This window comes from Klebsiella aerogenes (assembly GCA_029027985.1).
In the GTDB taxonomy this organism is placed as follows: Bacteria; Pseudomonadota; Gammaproteobacteria; order Enterobacterales; family Enterobacteriaceae; genus Klebsiella; species Klebsiella aerogenes_A.
Window position 1 is genome coordinate 4,599,414 of the sequence record CP119076.1, and the last position, 17,727, is coordinate 4,617,140.

16 protein-coding genes are annotated in these 17,727 nt (G+C 54.1%); 6 read left to right on the plus strand and 10 right to left on the minus strand.

All coding sequences use genetic code 11. The features are described from left to right. Window positions 1-225: 225 nt before the first annotated feature. Window positions 226-684 carry a redox-sensitive transcriptional activator SoxR gene (gene soxR, locus PYR66_21850; protein ID WEF27884.1) on the minus strand — a complete coding sequence of 153 codons (459 nt, stop codon included), beginning with the start codon at window positions 682-684 and terminating at the stop codon, window positions 226-228. An 85-nt stretch (window positions 685-769) separates the two neighbouring features. On the opposite strand from soxR, the gene soxS reads away from it, so the two are divergent. Continuing rightward, complete coding sequence (gene soxS, locus PYR66_21855) at window positions 770-1,099, plus strand: superoxide response transcriptional regulator SoxS (GenBank protein WEF27885.1); 330 nt, start codon at window positions 770-772, stop codon at window positions 1,097-1,099. Here soxS and PYR66_21860 read toward each other — a convergent pair. Beyond that, window positions 1,084-2,688 (minus strand): EAL domain-containing protein, encoded by a 1,605-nt coding sequence (locus PYR66_21860; protein WEF27886.1) that lies wholly within the window; start codon window positions 2,686-2,688, stop codon window positions 1,084-1,086. The genes soxS and PYR66_21860 overlap by 16 nt on opposite strands. Window positions 2,689-3,240: 552 nt before the next feature. Between PYR66_21860 and PYR66_21865 the strand changes: the two genes are divergently transcribed. Beyond that, a complete protein-coding gene (locus PYR66_21865; GenBank protein ID WEF27887.1) occupies window positions 3,241-3,522 on the plus strand; it encodes a YjcB family protein in 282 nt (93 codons plus the stop codon). A gap of 96 nt (window positions 3,523-3,618) precedes the next feature. Beyond that, window positions 3,619-4,380 (plus strand): inositol monophosphatase, encoded by a 762-nt coding sequence (locus tag PYR66_21870; protein WEF27888.1) that lies wholly within the window; start codon window positions 3,619-3,621, stop codon window positions 4,378-4,380. A 16-nt stretch (window positions 4,381-4,396) separates the two neighbouring features. Here the strand turns inward: PYR66_21870 and iraM are convergent, their stop codons facing one another. Continuing rightward, window positions 4,397-4,756 carry an anti-adapter protein IraM gene (iraM, locus tag PYR66_21875; GenBank protein ID WEF27889.1) on the minus strand — a complete coding sequence of 120 codons (360 nt, stop codon included), beginning with the start codon at window positions 4,754-4,756 and terminating at the stop codon, window positions 4,397-4,399. 452 nt (window positions 4,757-5,208) lie between these two features. On the opposite strand from iraM, the gene PYR66_21880 reads away from it, so the two are divergent. Beyond that, complete coding sequence (locus PYR66_21880) at window positions 5,209-6,789, plus strand: lytic transglycosylase F (GenBank protein WEF27890.1); 1,581 nt, start codon at window positions 5,209-5,211, stop codon at window positions 6,787-6,789. 78 nt (window positions 6,790-6,867) lie between these two features. Here the strand turns inward: PYR66_21880 and ssb1 are convergent, their stop codons facing one another. Then, window positions 6,868-7,392 (minus strand): single-stranded DNA-binding protein SSB1, encoded by a 525-nt coding sequence (gene ssb1, locus PYR66_21885; GenBank protein WEF27891.1) that lies wholly within the window; start codon window positions 7,390-7,392, stop codon window positions 6,868-6,870. Between the two features lie 254 nt (window positions 7,393-7,646). Here ssb1 and uvrA point away from each other — a divergent pair, with 254 nt between their 5' ends. Beyond that, window positions 7,647-10,472: an excinuclease ABC subunit UvrA gene (gene uvrA / locus PYR66_21890; protein WEF27892.1), complete on the plus strand. Its 2,826-nt coding sequence runs from the start codon at window positions 7,647-7,649 to the stop codon at window positions 10,470-10,472. Between the two features lie 330 nt (window positions 10,473-10,802). Here uvrA and PYR66_21895 read toward each other — a convergent pair whose 3' ends face one another. The 6 genes from PYR66_21895 to dnaB form a co-directional block, all read right to left on the minus strand. Next, the gene (locus tag PYR66_21895; protein ID WEF27893.1) at window positions 10,803-11,156 is read right to left on the minus strand and encodes an MmcQ/YjbR family DNA-binding protein; all 354 of its coding nucleotides are present in this window, start codon (window positions 11,154-11,156) and stop codon (window positions 10,803-10,805) included. A 4-nt stretch (window positions 11,157-11,160) separates the two neighbouring features. Beyond that, complete coding sequence (locus PYR66_21900) at window positions 11,161-11,577, minus strand: secondary thiamine-phosphate synthase enzyme YjbQ (GenBank protein WEF27894.1); 417 nt, start codon at window positions 11,575-11,577, stop codon at window positions 11,161-11,163. A 144-nt stretch (window positions 11,578-11,721) separates the two neighbouring features. Next, on the minus strand, window positions 11,722-12,435 hold the full coding sequence (gene aphA, locus PYR66_21905; GenBank protein ID WEF27895.1) for an acid phosphatase AphA: 714 nt from the start codon (window positions 12,433-12,435) through the stop codon (window positions 11,722-11,724). A gap of 248 nt (window positions 12,436-12,683) precedes the next feature. Next, complete coding sequence (gene tyrB / locus PYR66_21910) at window positions 12,684-13,877, minus strand: aromatic amino acid transaminase (protein ID WEF27896.1); 1,194 nt, start codon at window positions 13,875-13,877, stop codon at window positions 12,684-12,686. 188 nt (window positions 13,878-14,065) lie between these two features. Continuing rightward, entirely contained in the window at window positions 14,066-15,145 is a 1,080-nt protein-coding gene (gene alr, locus PYR66_21915; GenBank protein WEF27897.1) for an alanine racemase, read from the minus strand. A gap of 31 nt (window positions 15,146-15,176) precedes the next feature. Further along, entirely contained in the window at window positions 15,177-16,592 is a 1,416-nt protein-coding gene (dnaB, locus tag PYR66_21920) for a replicative DNA helicase (protein WEF27898.1), read from the minus strand. 52 nt (window positions 16,593-16,644) lie between these two features. On the opposite strand from dnaB, the gene PYR66_21925 reads away from it, so the two are divergent. After that, window positions 16,645-17,628: a quinone oxidoreductase gene (locus PYR66_21925; GenBank protein WEF27899.1), complete on the plus strand. Its 984-nt coding sequence runs from the start codon at window positions 16,645-16,647 to the stop codon at window positions 17,626-17,628. Window positions 17,629-17,727: the final 99 nt, after the last annotated feature.

Consider the following 17,727-nt stretch of genomic DNA (forward strand, 5'->3'; position numbering starts at 1 on the left):
TGGCGGAAAAATTTCGCCAAACCAAAGAGGCAAAATCAGCGGGCTGTGCCACAATTAAATTGTCGACGCAATCCGGAACCTCCTTCAACACATTGCGCAATACCTGAGGGGAGTCGACGTCGGGGGAAACCCTCCCGCGAGCCAGCGGGATAATGCGAAAGACAAAGACCGGAAAACAACTAAAGCGCCCTGTTGTGGCGCTTTAGTTTTTTCTGCGTTTCACGCTCAATCCTCTTCCAGCAGACGCGCCCCGGTCCCCTCTTCACCCAGTTTGTCGCCTGGGTTGCGTAACGGGCAGTCGCGGCGCGACAAACAACCGCAACCAATACACCCGTCGAGCTGATCGCGCAGCGCGGTCAGGGTATGAATACGTCGGTCCAACTCCTCCCGCCACTGCGACGACAGCTGTTTCCACTCCTTAGCACTCAGGTTATGCCCTTCCGGCAATACGCCGAACGCCTCGCCGATCGTCGCCAGCGGAATACCGATACGTTGCGCAATCTTGATGATCGCCACCGCACGCAGCACGTCGCGGCGATATCGCCGCTGATTGCCCGCGTTACGCTGGCTACGGATCAGCCCTTTGCTTTCATAAAAGTGCAGCGCCGAGACGGCGACGCCGGTTCGTTTCGCCACTTCCCCAGGGGACAGCAGCATTTTGATACGGGGTGGTTTCTTTTCCATAAAAGCACTTTACCTCAAGTTAACTTGAGGAATTATACTCGCCGACAGACAAAACGACGAATCGAGAATTGAGAGAGGCCGCTTTATGTCCCATCAGGATATTATCCAAACGCTTATTGAATGGATTGATGAACATATCGATCAACCACTTAACATTGATGTAGTCGCTAAAAAATCGGGATACTCGAAATGGTATCTGCAGCGGATGTTCCGTACCGTCACCCACCAGACGCTGGGCGACTACATTCGCCAGCGCCGACTACTGCTCGCCGCCGAAGCGCTGAGAACCACGCAACGCCCTATTTTTGATATCGCGATGGATTTGGGATATGTCTCGCAGCAGACGTTTTCGCGGGTGTTCCGCCGGGAGTTCGATCGCACCCCCAGCGATTACCGCCATCAGATTTCCGCGTGATAACCTTCGTGCGGCGCACGCAATAAGACGGGCGACTTCGCCAGCCACTGCATAAACTCCTGCGGCGGCATCGCCCTGGCGAAATGCCAGCCCTGGCAAAATTGCACGCCGCGCTTAAGCAGCCAATCAACCTGATCCCTATTTTCCACGCCTTCGGCGATCGTCTTTAAGCGCAGGCTACGCGCCATATCGATAATATGCTCGGCGATCAGGTGGCTGGTACTGTTGGTGGTCAGAGTGTCCACAAAGGATTTGTCGATCTTCAGAATATCGACGTTGAGCGAATAGAGGTTATGCAGGTTGGAATAACCGGTACCGAAATCATCAATAGCAATCTCATAACCCGCTTCACGGAAAGCCTGAATAACCGGCGTGGTTTTCGGTACATCAATAAAGCCCCTTTCGGTCACTTCAATTTTAATCTGCTTCACGCAGACGGAATAGCTGCGCGCTTTCTCGCTAATTTGTGCAATTAACCGCGCGGAGTGAAAGTCTGACGCCGAGAGATTAATCGCAATATAGAGTTGCGGGTGTCTGGCCAGATACTCGCCGAGATCGTTGAACAGCTCATCAACCACATAATCCGTAACCTGAGCAATCATTCCCGCGTTTTCCGCCAGCGGAATAAACTCCGCCGGGCTCATGACCGGCCCCTCGAACCCCGGCCAGCGCAGCAGCGCCTCGGCGCCAACGCAACGGTTACTCTTAATATCGATAATCGGTTGATAATGCAGGCACAGCTGGCGACGACTGAGCGCCCGTTGTAGTTTATTACGCGGCGAATGGTACTGCTGACGGCTCCGTGACCAGACCAGCAGAATCAAAATACTGCAAATCAGCCCCAGCGGCAGGGTCAACGTGACCTGGTCATACAGACTGGCGTAATAACTGGCGCGCGTGGTGGACATGATGACCGCAATCGGGCGAATCGACGAGTGGGCGACAATATAAACCCGGCCATCCTGATTAAAAAAAGCGTCTTCATGGCGAATGAGCCGATGCAGTTCCTGAACATCAACATTTTTACTGATGGAGAAAAAGAGGTTCGTTTTGGTATCGAAAACACCGTAGGCTAAATCTTTATCACTGGAAATGACCGAACTATAAGAGAGCGGGTTAACCACCACGGCGTAATGTCCACGCTGCATATAGTTCATGGCATAACCAGGATAAAACGGCGTGTCGCGGTAGTAATAAATGGAGACGTCAGGCTTTTTAGTATAATTCGCCGCCGGTATGCGCCAGCTCTTCTCGGGATGCACCGCCGTCGAACAGATAAACTGATTGCCGTTGGTGTAAATTAAGTCATCGACATACAGCAGGCCGCGAACAATATTCAACATATAACTCTGATGCTGCGGGGAGCACATTACCCCTGAAAACTGCATGGCTTTTTCACGCGCCTGCTCGGATTCATGGATGACCATTTCCGTTTTTTGCAACGCCAACTGTGAAAACGACCGCAGTCTATCCGATATGTCTTCCCGGGCTCTAATTTGCGCGAACCACAACGCCAACACCACCGGCAGCACAACCACCAGGATGATGAAGAATATTCTTAACGCCTTATGCGGCGCACTACGATTCATTTCCGCTTTTTGTCCATGCGATACGCCTTAATCAAGGTATAAGGGCAAAAATTAGCCATTGCCGACTGTTATAAAAAACAGCGAATTTCAGCAACGAACACATTAATGTAAAAACCTCACACCTAATAATGATGAATCATACTTACTTATAGATGAATCGAGAAACACTCTCGTAATAATTAAGACACTCGCTACTTACTAATTCGGTTTCTTCGTACAATTACCTGTAATAAGTAACAAAACCCGTAGAACAAATATCAACAACCGGCGAACCACCCTGAACAGGGTAGAAAAACAGCTGTCGCGCAGTGTGAGCACGCTTCCTCTCGATATTAACCATGCTTATTTTATGGTTTAAAAATGGCGGAAAAGGTCATTTTTTGACTGGTGAATAAACCAACAAATGTGATATAGTTCACACAAGTTGATGAAACAAAAATGTCGTTTCATCACTCCCTTGAATGCCCGCAGATAGCCAAAGCGTCTCATTATCGATAGTCACGCCAGGTTGTCTAAGGTTCCCGACTTTCTTTGAGAGATAGGATAAGGTTAATGGCTTCCATTACTACCAGTGTCGTACTATTGCGCTGGCCCCTCGTGAGCGCGGTATTGATGTTCCTCGCCAGCTCGCTGAATATTCAATTACGTAAAAGCGACTACGCTGGCTTAGCGATTATTTGCAGCTGCCTGGGCCTGGCCGCCGCCTGTTGGTTTGCGACCGGTTTGCTGGGCATCACCCTGATGGATGTCGCGAAAATCTGGGGCAACATTAAAGACGTGATGGTTGAGGTCATGAGCCAGACGCCGCCCGAATGGCCAATGATGATGACTTGATAAAAAAGCTTCCTACGGGGAGCTTTTTTATTTTCTGCAACAGTCGCGGCGTACAGTATGCTCTGGACATGACCAAAATCACTGAAGAGACATCACATGCCGGAAGGACAACTGCAGTCGCTATGCCAACTCATTCGCCAACTGGGTACCCACGCGCAAGAACTGCGCAATGCCGGGCTCCAGATTGATAAAAAAGCGCGTCAGGATTTTGTCTCCCACGCCGATCGGTTTGTGGAACAGGAAATCAGATGTTGGCTGAAAGTCCACTTTCCGCAGGATGGCATCCTCGGCGAAGAGGGCGGGCTGGAAAGCGGCACACAGGGAACCTGGGTGATCGACCCTATCGACGGCACCACCAATTATATTCAGGGGATGGATTACTGGTGCATCTCGCTGGCGCGGGTTGTCGATAACCAACTGGAGCTCGGGATTATCTATGCCCCTGACCGTAATGAATTCTTCTTCGCCCAACGGGGGAAAGGCGCTTTTCTGAATGAGCAACCCCTGACGCTATGCGAACCCGCCCCTGATACCGTCATTATCGGCATAGGCCGTTCCAGCCGCGCATCAGTGGAAAATTACGCCCGCACACTCGCCGCGGTCCTGAATGACGGTATGGAGTATCGCCGTTTCGGCGCCGGCGCGCTCATGCTAGCGCACGTCGCCGCCGGGCAGGTGCATGCCTATTATGAAGCGCGAATGCACAGCTGGGACGCGCTGGCAGGAATGCTGCTGATCCTTGAAGCCGGCGGCGCCAGCAATGATTTTCTTGCCGATAATGGTCTGTTAAACGGTAACCTGGTGTTAGCGGGGTGCCCGGACGTGCAGACGCGGCTCACCGCCCTCTTAGTCGAATAGTCGTCAGTGGCCCGAACTAATACTCTTCGCAGAACATGCGCTGATGGCGATCGTTCGGGCAACGCTTCACTGCGCAATGAGATTGATAAACACAGGGTTCCGGGTCCGCTATATCAAAATTATACGGGCAGATTGGTCGCTCCCTTAACTTTTCCCATTGTTTTTCATCATAAAGCGTAATGTTATAAATTTTTAATGAATGATATTGCTCATTAATTAAAACTTTAGAGGAATAAAGTTTGATGGTTTCGCCAGGTAGTAATAAAAGGTCGGCTTCATACCAGATAATAAATTTCAGGAAGCGTAATCCTGAAATAGATGAGAATGCAACGCCAGTGTGCGGGCAGATAAGGGTGTTAAGAATAGTCCATTTCATCTTCCATCCTTACGAGTAAAAGTCTGTTGTGGGAAATTTAGTGATAGCACTCCTTCCCATAGACTGCAAGGTTGCAGATAAATAGTGTGATATAGGACAATCCTCATACAAACGGTATTACCCCCTATTAAGTAAGCTAATCCAGGTATTCTACGAACTATGTATTAATACTAAAAATACATAACCATGCAGATATCTTAAATAACCTTACAATAGATTTTAAAGAGCAGACAAAAATATCATTTTGATAGTCGCCGATCGGTAAAAAGTGATGGGCGATCACATATTAAAAACATATCCGCGAACCATAAACCTATCCCCCTTTTTTATTATAGCGCGCGCGACAGTACCGCCTACGTTGCTGAGCTCAAGATCGAGGTTGGCAAGAAAAAGACGCTGGCGAGTCTATGAATTGACTAAAATATAACCATCTTCCTGCAGAGTACCGCATCATGAACATCTTCGTTTATCGCCGTTGCCTGGCAACGGTTTCGGCCTGTCTCCTCGCCCTGCTTTTTGCCGCCCCGTCATTCGCCGTCTCGACAGAAAAACCGCCGTCCACGCAGGATGATAAAACGGCGTTGGCCATCAACATGGATTACATCATGCAGCCGCAAAAAGGCGACCTCCCGGACATGATCAACCGGCGAGCGATCCGGGTGTTAACGACCTACAGCAAGACTTTCTTTTTTATCGATAAAGGCACCCAGCGCGGCGCTACGCACGATCTGTTTATCGCTTTTGAAAAGGATCTCAATAGCAAACTGGCAAAGGAGGAGAAACTCAAACAAAAACACCTCAAAGTTCGTATCGTGTTTATCCCGGTTACGCGCGATAACCTGTTCACCGCGCTGAATGAAGGCAAAGGCGATATCGCCGCCGCCAACCTGACCATTACCACCACCCGCCAGGGGCTGGTCGCCTTCACCACTCCGCTATACAGCAATGTCAAAGAACTGCTGGTGTCGGGTCCCTCCTCACCCGAGGTGAAAAACCTGGAACAGCTCTCTGGTAAAACCGTTTTTGTTCGACGCTCTTCCAGCTATTACGAGAGCCTGCAAGCGCTCAATGCCCGTTTTGCCAAAGCATCGCTCCCGCCGGTCATCCTGCAAGAGGCCCCTGAAGCGCTCGAGGATGAAGATCTTCTTGAGATGCTTAGCGCCGGATTAATTCCGCTGATCGTGGTCGATCGCCATAAAGCGCTTTTCTGGAAACAGGTGTTTCCAAAAATTCAGGTACATGAAGACATTGTGCTACGGGATGGCGGCGATATCGCCTGGGCGGTGCGCAAAGATAACCCTCAGTTGCTCGCGGTGCTGAATGACTTTGTGAAGCGTAATCGCCAGGGTTCGACGCTTGGGAATACCATTCTGCTACGTTACCTGAAAAGCGCGACCTACGTTAAAAATGCCGCCGCCAACAAAGAACGGGCAAAGTTCTTACAGATGGTGGAAATATTCAGAAAATATGGCGAACGCTATGATGTCGACTGGCTGCTCATGGCCGCCCAGGGCTATCAGGAATCGCGGCTCAATCAGTCGGTGCGCAGCCACGTCGGCGCGATCGGCGTGATGCAGGTGATGCCAGCGACCGGTAAAGAGCTGGAGGTGGGCGATATCAAGAAAATCGATCCCAACATTCATGCTGGCGTGAAGTATATGCGCTGGATGATTGACCACTATTATGGCGACGAACCCATGACGCCGCTCAATAAGGCGCTGTTTTCATTCGCGTCGTACAATGCCGGCCCGGCGCGCATTGCTCGCCTGCGTGAGGAAACCAAACAGCGTGGCTTTGACCCGAACGTCTGGTTTGGCAATGTCGAAAATCTCGCGGCAGAGAAAATCGGCGCTGAAACCGTGACCTACGTCAGCAATATCTACAAGTATTACATCGCCTATCGGCTGATTATGGATGACATCGCCCGCAAGCAAAAGGCGACGGCCGCGCCGCTACCTGAACCAGGGACAGGTAAACCTCAGCCTTACACGCTGCCGCCAACAGCGCCTCAAACGTCAACTCCGGCACACTGACTGCAGAAACGAAAAAGCCCCGAAACATCGGGGCTTTTGTTTGGTTTACTGCGCTGGCAGTACGTAATAAGGCAAGCCTTAGAACGGGATATCGTCGTCGAAATCCATCGGCGGTTCGTTAGATGGCGCTGCCGGAGCCTGCTGCTGCGGACGAGACTGTGCACCGCCGCTGAACTGGTTGCCGCCCTGCGGCTGCTGAGGCTGACCCCAACCGCCCTGCTGCTGGCCGCCGCCTGCTGGCGCGCCGCCGCCCTGACGGCCGCCCAGCATCTGCATGGTACCGCCGACATTCACCACGATTTCAGTGGTGTACTTGTCCTGACCGGACTGGTCGGTCCATTTGCGGGTACGCAGCTGGCCTTCGATATAAACCTGAGAACCTTTACGCAGGTATTCGCCAGCGACTTCTGCCAGCTTGCCGAACAGCACAACACGGTGCCATTCAGTCTGCTCTTTCATTTCGCCGGTTTGCTTATCGCGCCAGGATTCGGAAGTTGCCAGCGTGAAGTTGGCGACAGCGCCGCCACTTGGCATGTAGCGTACTTCCGGGTCCTGCCCCAGATTACCGACGAGAATCACCTTGTTTACGCCTCTGCTGGCCATGATCGAATCTCCTGAATAATACGTTTTGTATAAGTGTAAACCGGGAATTCTAACACCACAAAGGGGCAATTTGATAGCTGCGAAGCCAATTCCAGAAAACATCCCGTCGCTATGCAAATTTTCACGCTCTTCCCGCTGCGCCATTCCAATACTGTATATCCAGACAGGTCAAGTTGTGTCATAATTAGCCGTTTCTGCCGTTTGTCCTTCAAACAAACCAGGCAATCCGTGTATCTACCTACCGGGAAAGGTGAATGGATAAGATCGAAGTTCGGGGCGCCCGCACCCATAATCTCAAAAACATCAACCTCGTCATCCCGCGCGACAAACTGATTGTCGTCACCGGGCTTTCTGGGTCTGGCAAATCCTCACTCGCTTTCGACACTCTGTACGCCGAAGGCCAGCGTCGCTACGTCGAATCACTCTCCGCCTACGCGCGACAGTTCCTGTCATTGATGGAGAAACCGGACGTCGACCATATCGAGGGGCTGTCGCCGGCGATTTCTATTGAGCAGAAATCAACCTCCCACAACCCCCGTTCGACGGTAGGTACGATTACCGAAATTCACGACTATCTGCGTCTGCTATACGCTCGCGTCGGCGAACCGCGCTGCCCGGACCACGACGTGCCGCTCGCCGCGCAAACCGTCAGTCAGATGGTCGATAACGTGCTCTCTCAGCCGGAAGGCCAGCGCCTGATGCTACTGGCGCCGATTATTAAAGAGCGTAAGGGCGAGCATACTAAAACGCTGGAAAACCTTGCCAGCCAGGGCTACATCCGCGCGCGGATCGATGGCGAAGTCTGCGATCTCTCGGATCCGCCAAAGCTGGAATTGCAGAAAAAGCACACCATCGAGGTGGTCATCGATCGCTTCAAAGTGCGTGAAGATCTCGCTCAGCGCCTGGCGGAGTCTTTCGAAACCGCGCTGGAGCTCTCTGGCGGTACCGCGATTGTCTCAAATATGGATGACAGCAAAGCGGAAGAGCTGCTGTTCTCAGCCAACTTCGCCTGCCCGATTTGCGGCTATAGCATGCGCGAGCTGGAGCCGCGGCTATTCTCCTTCAACAACCCGGCGGGCGCCTGCCCAACCTGCGACGGCCTCGGCGTTCAGCAGTATTTCGATCCCGATCGCGTGATCCAGAATCCAGAGCTATCGCTGGCCGGCGGCGCGATCCGCGGCTGGGATCGCCGCAACTTCTATTATTTCCAGATGCTGAAGTCGCTGGCAGAGCACTATAAGTTCGACGTTGAAGCGCCGTGGGGTACCCTCAGCGCCAGCGTGCAGAAAGTAGTGCTGTACGGTTCCGGCAAAGAGAATATTGAATTTAAATACATGAACGACCGCGGTGATACCTCCGTGCGCCGCCATCCGTTCGAAGGCGTGCTCCACAACATGGAGCGTCGCTATAAAGAGACCGAATCCAGTGCGGTGCGCGAAGAGCTGGCGAAATTCATCAGCAACCGACCGTGTGCCAGCTGTGACGGTACGCGTCTGCGTCGTGAAGCGCGCCACGTGTTTGTGGAAAACACCCCGCTGCCGACCATTTCCGATATGAGCATCGGCCACGCAATGGACTTCTTCAACAATCTGAAGCTGTCCGGCCAGCGGGCGCAAATCGCCGAAAAAGTACTGAAAGAGATTGGCGATCGCCTGAAGTTCCTCGTCAACGTCGGCCTGAACTACCTGACGCTGTCCCGCTCGGCGGAAACGCTCTCCGGCGGCGAAGCCCAGCGTATCCGTCTGGCGAGCCAAATTGGCGCAGGGCTGGTCGGCGTGATGTACGTACTGGATGAGCCATCCATCGGCCTGCACCAACGCGATAACGAACGCCTGCTCGGTACGCTGATCCACCTGCGTAACCTGGGCAACACGGTGATCGTCGTCGAACATGACGAAGACGCCATCCGCGCTGCCGACCACGTGATCGATATCGGCCCGGGCGCTGGCGTACACGGCGGACAGGTGGTGGCGGAAGGCTCGCTGGAGGCCATTATGGCAGTGCCGGAATCCCTCACCGGGCAGTACATGAGCGGTAAGCGTAAAATTGAAGTTCCGCAACAGCGCGTCGCTGCCGACCCGGAAAAAGTGCTGAAGCTCACCGGCGCGCGCGGCAACAACCTGAAAGACGTCACGTTAACGCTGCCGGTCGGCCTGTTTACCTGCATTACCGGCGTCTCCGGTTCCGGTAAATCAACGCTGATTAACGATACGCTGTTCCCGATCGCCCAGCGCCAGCTGAACGGCGCAACCATTGCCGAACCGGCGCCGTATCGCGAAATCCAGGGGCTGGAGCACTTCGATAAAGTCATCGATATCGACCAGAGCCCTATCGGCCGTACGCCGCGCTCTAACCCGGCCACTTATACCGGCGTGTTTACGCCGGTGCGCGAGTTGTTCGCCGGGGTGCCGGAATCGCGTTCGCGCGGCTATACGCCTGGCCGTTTCAGCTTTAACGTTCGCGGCGGTCGCTGCGAAGCCTGCCAGGGCGATGGGGTGATCAAGGTCGAAATGCACTTCCTGCCTGATATCTATGTGCCGTGCGACCAGTGCAAAGGCAAACGCTATAACCGCGAAACGCTGGAGATTAAGTACAAGGGTAAAACTATCCATGAAGTGCTGGATATGACCATCGAAGAAGCGCGTGAGTTCTTTGATGCTGTCCCGGCGCTGGCGCGCAAGCTGCAAACCTTGATGGATGTCGGTCTAACCTACATTCGTCTTGGCCAGTCGGCGACCACGCTTTCCGGCGGCGAGGCCCAGCGCGTGAAGCTGGCTCGCGAGCTCTCCAAGCGCGGTACCGGTCAGACGCTGTATATCCTTGATGAGCCGACCACGGGCCTGCACTTTGCCGATATCCAGCAGTTGCTGGATGTACTGCACCAGTTGCGCGATCAGGGCAACACCATCGTGGTGATTGAGCACAACCTCGATGTCATTAAAACTGCGGACTGGATTGTCGACCTCGGCCCGGAAGGCGGCAGCGGCGGCGGGGAAATCCTCGTTTCCGGTACGCCGGAAACCGTTGCCGAATGCGAAGCCTCGCACACGGCGCGCTTCCTGAAGCCTATGCTCAAGTAAGTTCCCAGGCCTCTTCCTGCCGGGAGAGGCCCCATCTTATTTCATCTCATCGTCTTATCTGCGCGTCTACGCCCATCGCACGATGCAAGATGCGCCCTTCAGCGCCGCTGAAGCGACGTATTTATCCCGACAGACTATTTAGCTTTATCAACAAGCTATCGCTGGGGAACGCCAGCGGCCAGGAGGGGAATGATGTTGACAGCCCGAGACTGGCTGACCGAAGACAGCCTGTGATTGCGGCTGGAAGGGTCAACGCGATATCGCCCGTCTTCGCGCCAACAACCCAAGTATCGCGCGCCAGACGCGACTGCAGTCAACACTGCTGCGTCTCTACGGTAAAAGTCGACGCTTATCCTCTGGCAGTAGCTCGACCGCCTGCTGGTATGACGCATCCACCAGGTAGTAAATTTGCGAATCCGGCAGGGAGCCATCGAGGAAAACGGTACTCCAGTGAGCTTTGTTCAGATGCCTGCTGGGGCGAACGTCGCGATGCTGTTCCCGCAGCAGCTCGGTAAGCTCCGGGCTAGCCTTCAGCGCGACCGCTGGCCGCTTATCTTCCACCTCTTTCACCATCGCGAATAACACGTCCGCCACCTTGATTTGCGTGGCTTTCCAGTCGCTATGTACGCTTTGCTCCGCACCCGGCTTCGCCATGCAGTACAGCAGTAAATCCGATAGGGTCATCTTTTTATTCTCCCGTAAGCGTTGCGACAATATGCCGCGAACCGCCGTGAATACGATGCTCCCCCAGCCAGATCCCCTGCCAGGTCCCCAACATGACGTCGCCGTTCTGCACCGGCAACATCAGGGAAACGCCCAGCAGCGAGGATTTTATGTGCGAGGGCATATCATCAGGACCTTCATAGTCATGTTCATACGGCGCGTTGTCTGGTACGGCGTTGAGAAAATGCTGCTCCATATCAAAACGGACGGTGGGATCGCAGTTCTCGTTTAACGTCAGGGAAGCGGAAGTATGCTGGAGCAACAGATGCAGCAGGCCTACCTTAACCCGCGACAGTTCGCGAATTTGGCCAAGAATTTCGTTAGTCACCAGATGGAAACCACGAGATTTCGGGCCCAATGTCAGGGTTTGCTGATGCCACATAAACGGCTCCTTTTAATGTGTGAATCCTTTTAAGTTTGCAGCAAGAAGTGAAAAGGTAAAACCTCAAACGCTGAATTTAGTACAAAAAAAAGACAGCCTGCGGGCTGTCTTCCTGGTATTCAGAACCCCCGGATTGATCGCGGCTTAATATTCTGAATTCACAATCACCTCTTCCCCCTGCGCACCGGCCATCGGCAGTGGTTTATAGGACGAGTTTGCCGCGCGCAGCACACGGATCCCACGCGCGCCAGCATCGCGGGCGGCGGAAATATCATTGTCGGAGTCGCCGTAGAAGACTTTGATATTCTTCGCCTGCAACCATTGAGTTTTGCTGTTCTGGCCTGGCTTATCACCGGCAAAAATCACCGGATTCATATTCGCGCCCGGGATCAGAAAATCATCCTGCAGGGTTTTCGAGACGCTCTCGGTTTTCGTCTGGCTGCGGCCGGTCACAAAGTAGATACTGTCGCCGCGTTTGATGTGCATCGCGATCAGCTGGCGGCCAACCTCTTTCGGCATGCTGAACTCATCCCAGCCGTTGTTCATCTTTTCCCAGAATTCCGGGTTCTTCAGATAGGCTTCGCTGCCCGGGGAGTAGATTTTTTGCCCACGCCAGAAACCAGGGCTGGAAAACAGCACCGTATCATCGATATCAAAACCCACCGCCATCGGCGCGCGCCCAAGCAGGCTATTTTCAATTTGAGCGACCGATACCCAATGGATCGGCGCCTGTTCGGCGAGTTTCGCGACATTAGTCCCTTCCCAAATTGGTTGCGGGGTAGACGCTCGGGCGATAACGGCGCTATTTAAAGCGAATAACAGACAAGTGGCGCTAATGGCCAACGTTAACTTACGCATATTTATCCCTATGCCCCTTATGCGCCAGGCCGCAGAGCAGCAACCTGAGTTATTTAGGGTCTAAATAATCGATTCGTTATTATTTTTAATCATGAGTGCGCTTATCAATGCAGCAAGACCTTAACGCCAGCCCTTACAGATAGAAAGGATTTTCTACTTAAATGTCATATAAAAGGAGCATGATCACACTTCAGGCAGGATATTCCCCTCACCTTAACGCTGGCGAGGGGAATTTAGTAAGTAAGTACTTACATTACAGCAGCAAACGCCTGAGCGACGCGTTGCACGTTGCGCGAGTTAAGACCCGCTACGCACATACGACCGCTGGCAATCAGGTATACGCCAAATTCATCACGCAGACGATCAACCTGCGCCGAACTGAACCCGGTATAGCTGAACATGCCGCGCTGCTTCAGCAGATAGTCAAAATTCTTACCCGGAACCGCTTCTTTCAGTACGTCGACCAGCGTCTGGCGCATGGTTAAAATACGCGAACGCATGGCTTCGACTTCCGCCAGCCATGAGGCTTTCAGCGCAGCGTCATTCAATACCGCCGCCACCACCTGCGCGCCGAAATTCGGCGGGCTGGAGTAGTTGCGGCGTACCGTCGCTTTCAGCTGACCCAGCACACGACCTGCAGTTTCGGCGTCCTCACATACAATCGACAGACCACCAACGCGCTCGCCGTACAGTGAGAAGATTTTGGAGAAAGAGTTGCTGACCAGCATTGGCAAACCAGCGCTGGCAATCGCGCGGATGGCGTAGGCATCGTCTTCCATGCCAGCGCCAAAGCCCTGGTAGGCAATATCGAGGAAAGGAATTAAGTTACGCGCTTTCAGTACCTTAACGACTTCATCCCACTGCGCGTTGCTCAGGTCGGCGCCGGTCGGGTTGTGGCAGCACGGATGCAACAGCACGATATCGCGCTCGGAAAGGGTCTGCAGCTTCGCGATGAAGGCTTCAAAGCGCACGCCGTTGGTCTCGTCATCAAACCAAGGGTAAGTACTTACTTCGAATCCAGCCCCTTCAAATATGGCAATGTGGTTTTCCCAGGTTGGGTCACTGACCCATACGCGGGACTGTGGGAAGTAGCGTTTCAGGAAATCGGCGCCGACTTTCAGCGCGCCGGAACCCCCCAGCGTTTGAATCGACGCCACGCGGTTTTGCGCCAGCGCGGGATGATCGGCGCCGAACAACAGCGGAGCAATCGCATGACGGTAGCTATTCAGTCCTTCCATCGGCAGATACAGCGAGGCACCGTGCGACTGCGCGTTAAGGCGCGCCTCGGCTTCCGCCACCGCCTGCAGCTGCGGGATAATACCGTCTTCGTTGTAGTACAAACCGATGCTGAGGTTCACTTTGTCACTACGCGGATCTTCTTTGAAACGCTCCATTAAGGAGAGAATGGGGTCGCCGGCGTAGGCGTCAACTTTTTGAAACACGCGATGTATCTCCAGGTTTACGAGAGGCAGGTATTAACACAATAAACCGGAAGTTGGGGAAGGTCGAGCGGATGTTGGCGAGTTATCGACGAAGATCGCTTGAATGACGGGCGAAGCGGCATGCGCCAGCCCGTCTTCATTACCCTGATAAGCGTAGCGCAATCGGGGAATGTTGCCACTGTGCGAGGTTAATCGAGGTAGCGAATGGCCAGTCTGGAGGTTAAGCGGGTAATAAGTTCGTAAGCACTCACTTTCGTTATTTCCGCAATACGCTCAACGGGGAGTCCCTCCCCCCACAGCACAACCGGGTCGCCGGCGTTGTCCTGCGCCTGTGGGCCAAGGTCGACGCAAATCATATCCATTGCCACGCGGCCGACAATCGGGACTTCGCGGCCGTTGACCAGCACCGGCGTACCGGACGGCGCGGCGCGCGGATAGCCATCGCCATAGCCCATCGCCACCACGCCTAACCGGGTATCGCGCTCGCTAATCCAGGTTCCACCATAGCCTACCGGCTCCCCTGCTTTATGCTCGCGTACCGCAATCAGGCTGGACGTCAACGACATCACCGGCTGGCAACCAAAATCTTCACCGGTGGAATGATTCTCGAGCGGTGATACACCGTAGAGAATAATGCCCGGGCGCGCCCAGTCGAAATGCGACTGCGGCCACAGCAACATCCCGCCCGAGGCAGCGATAGAACGCAGCCCCGGCTTACCGTCACTGAAGGTGGTGAAAATATCCAGTTGGCGCTCGGTCGCGCCGCATTCCGGCTCATCGGCGCGGGCGAAATGGCTCACAATATTGACCGGCTGATGGACGTTTTTGCACTGAGTCAGCCGCTGATAGAAGGCCTCGGCTTGTTCCGGCAGAACGCCAAGACGATGCATGCCGGTATCCAATTTCATCCATACGGTTACCGGCGCAGCCAGATCCGCCTGTTCCAGCGCCGCCAGCTGCTCCGGGCTATGCACGACGGTATGCAGATGCTGTGCGGAAATTAGCGGCAGGTCAGCGGCATCGAAGAAGCCTTCCAGCAGCAGAATCGGCTGAGTGATACCCCCTTCGCGCAGGCACAGCGCCTCTTCCAGGCGGGCGACACCGAAGGCGTCGGCGTCGGTTAGCGTTCGCGCGGTCTCAAGGAGGCCGTGTCCGTAGGCGTTCGCTTTCACCACCGCAACCAGTTTACTGGCGGGAGCCAGTTCACGCAGGCGTTGCAGGTTGTGTCGCAGAGCGCGGCGGTTGATGACTACAGTTGCCGCTTGCATTTGAATTCCTTAAAAAAAGACTGACGGAGATTTACTCATCGTCGTATTGTGGTCCGGCATAATTATCGAAACGCGACCACTGGCCGTTAAAGGTCAGTCGTACCGTCCCGATCGGGCCGTTACGTTGTTTACCAATGATAATTTCAGCAATGCCTTTTAAGTCACTGTTCTCGTGATAAACCTCATCACGATAAATGAACATAATTAAGTCGGCATCCTGTTCAATAGAGCCGGATTCACGCAGGTCGGAGTTGACCGGGCGTTTATCGGCGCGCTGTTCCAGAGAGCGGTTCAGCTGCGACAGCGCCACTACCGGCACCTGCAGCTCTTTCGCCAACGCCTTCAGAGAACGGGAGATTTCGGCAATTTCCAGGGTACGGTTGTCGGAGAGCGACGGTACGCGCATCAGCTGCAGGTAGTCGATCATAATAAGACCGATACCACCGTGCTCGCGGGCGATACGACGGGCGCGCGAACGCACTTCCGTCGGCGTCAGGCCGGAGGAATCATCGATATAGATGTTACGTTTTTCCAGCAAAATCCCCATGGTGCCGGAGATCCGCGCCCAGTCTTCATCATCCAGCTGGCCGGTACGGATCCGGGTCTGGTCGACGCGCGATAGCGACGCCAGAGAACGCATCATGATCTGTTCCGATGGCATTTCCAGACTGAAGATCAGTACCGGTTTATCCTGCAACATCGCCGCGTTTTCCACGAGGTTCATCGCAAATGTCGTCTTACCCATCGATGGACGCGCGGCGACGATAATCAGATCCGAAGGCTGTAGCCCGGCGGTCTTCTTGTTGAGGTCGTCATAGCCGGTATTGACCCCGGTGACACCGTCATGCGGCTGCTGGAATAGCTGTTCAATACGCGCGACGGTCGCATCAAGCACATCGGCGATGTTTTTCGGCCCTTCGTCTTTATTCGCGCGACTTTCGGCGATTTTAAATACCCGGGATTCCGCGAGGTCCAGCAGATCTTCGCTGGTGCGCCCCTGCGGATCAAAACCCGCTTCGGCGATCTCGTTAGCCACCGAAATCATTTCGCGGACCACCGCGCGTTCACGCACGATGTCGGCATAGGCGCTGATGTTCGCCGCGCTTGGCGTATTTTTAGACAGCTCAGCCAGATAAGCGAAGCCGCCTACGCTATCCAGTTGCCCCTGGCGCTCCAGCGATTCTGCGAGAGTGATCAGATCGATCGGACTACCCGACTCTTGCAGTCGCGCCATTTCGGTAAAGATATGACGATGCGGGCGGGTATAGAAATCCTCCGACACCACCCGTTCGGCGACGTCGTCCCAGCGCTCGTTATCCAGCATTAAACCGCCCAACACCGACTGTTCCGCTTCAATCGAGTGCGGCGGGACTTTCAACCCGGCGAGCTGCGGATCGCGTTCGCGAGGTTCTGTCTGTGGTTTGTTGAAGGGTTTATTTCCTGCCATAGTGAATGGAGTTACCTGTAAATGAGAGACACAAAATTATAAAGGAGTTCACATGGCAACACGAATTGAATTTCCCCACCATGGAGGCCCTGATGTTCTGCAGGCGGTCGAGTTTACGCCCAACGATCCTGCGGAGCAGGAGATCCAGGTAGAAAATAAAGCCATCGGTATCAACTATATCGACACCTATATTCGCAGCGGTTTGTATCCCCCGCCGTCGCTGCCGAGTGGTTTGGGCACCGAAGCCGCCGGCATCGTCAGTAAAGTCGGCAGCGGCGTCAAACATATCAAGGTTGGCGATCGCGTGGTGTACGCCCAGTCCACGCTGGGCGCCTATAGCTCGGCGCATAACGTGCCAGCCGATAAAGTCGCCATTTTGCCGGACGCGATTTCCTTCGAACAAGCGGCTGCGTCGTTCCTGAAAGGGCTGACAGTCTGGTACCTGCTACGCAAAACCTATGAAATTAAAGCCAACGAAACGTTCCTGTTCCACGCGGCGGCGGGCGGCGTAGGGCTGATTGCCTGCCAGTGGGCGAAAGCGTTAGGCGCAAAGCTTATCGGTACCGTCGGCAGCGCGCAAAAAGCGCTGCGCGCCAAACAGGCCGGAGCCTGGGAAACGATTAACTATCGCGACGAAAATATTGCCGAACGCGTGAAGGCGCTGACCGGTGGAAAAAAAGTCGCGGTGGTTTATGACTCCGTGGGTAAAGACACCTGGGAAGCTTCGCTTGATTGCCTGCAGCGTCGCGGGCTGATGGTGAGTTTCGGCAACTCTTCCGGCCCGGTGACCGGCGTGAATCTGGGTATTCTCAACCAGAAAGGCTCGTTGTATGTGACCCGCCCTTCTCTACAAGGCTACATCACCAACCGGGAAGAACTGGAAACGGCCAGTAGTGAGCTGTTTTCGCTGATAGCCAGCGGCGTGATTAACGTCGATGTCGCGGAAAATCAGAAATACGCCCTGACCGATGCCAGACGCGCGCATGAGATTCTGGAAAGCCGGGTCACTGAGGGCTCGAGCCTGCTGTTGCCGTAACAGGATGAGATAGCTGGAAAAGTTTAGGGCCCCCTGACGGAGGCCCTTACTTTTTATTGTTCGGCTGTATGTAGGGTACAGCGCGATGAATTCGTTACC

What these genes read in the sequence shown, in the direction of transcription:
- soxR (WEF27884.1), bottom strand. Translation starts at nt 684, where the DNA reads ATGGAAAAGAAACCACCCCGTATCAAAATGCTGCTGTCCCCTGGGGAA.
- soxS (WEF27885.1), top strand. Translation starts at nt 770, where the DNA reads ATGTCCCATCAGGATATTATCCAAACGCTTATTGAATGGATTGATGAA.
- PYR66_21860 (WEF27886.1), bottom strand. Translation starts at nt 2,688, where the DNA reads ATGAATCGTAGTGCGCCGCATAAGGCGTTAAGAATATTCTTCATCATC.
- PYR66_21865 (WEF27887.1), top strand. Translation starts at nt 3,241, where the DNA reads ATGGCTTCCATTACTACCAGTGTCGTACTATTGCGCTGGCCCCTCGTG.
- PYR66_21870 (WEF27888.1), top strand. Translation starts at nt 3,619, where the DNA reads ATGCCGGAAGGACAACTGCAGTCGCTATGCCAACTCATTCGCCAACTG.
- iraM (WEF27889.1), bottom strand. Translation starts at nt 4,756, where the DNA reads ATGAAATGGACTATTCTTAACACCCTTATCTGCCCGCACACTGGCGTT.
- PYR66_21880 (WEF27890.1), top strand. Translation starts at nt 5,209, where the DNA reads ATGAACATCTTCGTTTATCGCCGTTGCCTGGCAACGGTTTCGGCCTGT.
- ssb1 (WEF27891.1), bottom strand. Translation starts at nt 7,392, where the DNA reads ATGGCCAGCAGAGGCGTAAACAAGGTGATTCTCGTCGGTAATCTGGGG.
- uvrA (WEF27892.1), top strand. Translation starts at nt 7,647, where the DNA reads ATGGATAAGATCGAAGTTCGGGGCGCCCGCACCCATAATCTCAAAAAC.
- PYR66_21895 (WEF27893.1), bottom strand. Translation starts at nt 11,156, where the DNA reads ATGACCCTATCGGATTTACTGCTGTACTGCATGGCGAAGCCGGGTGCG.
- PYR66_21900 (WEF27894.1), bottom strand. Translation starts at nt 11,577, where the DNA reads ATGTGGCATCAGCAAACCCTGACATTGGGCCCGAAATCTCGTGGTTTC.
- aphA (WEF27895.1), bottom strand. Translation starts at nt 12,435, where the DNA reads ATGCGTAAGTTAACGTTGGCCATTAGCGCCACTTGTCTGTTATTCGCT.
- alr (WEF27897.1), bottom strand. Translation starts at nt 15,145, where the DNA reads ATGCAAGCGGCAACTGTAGTCATCAACCGCCGCGCTCTGCGACACAAC.
- dnaB (WEF27898.1), bottom strand. Translation starts at nt 16,592, where the DNA reads ATGGCAGGAAATAAACCCTTCAACAAACCACAGACAGAACCTCGCGAA.
- PYR66_21925 (WEF27899.1), top strand. Translation starts at nt 16,645, where the DNA reads ATGGCAACACGAATTGAATTTCCCCACCATGGAGGCCCTGATGTTCTG.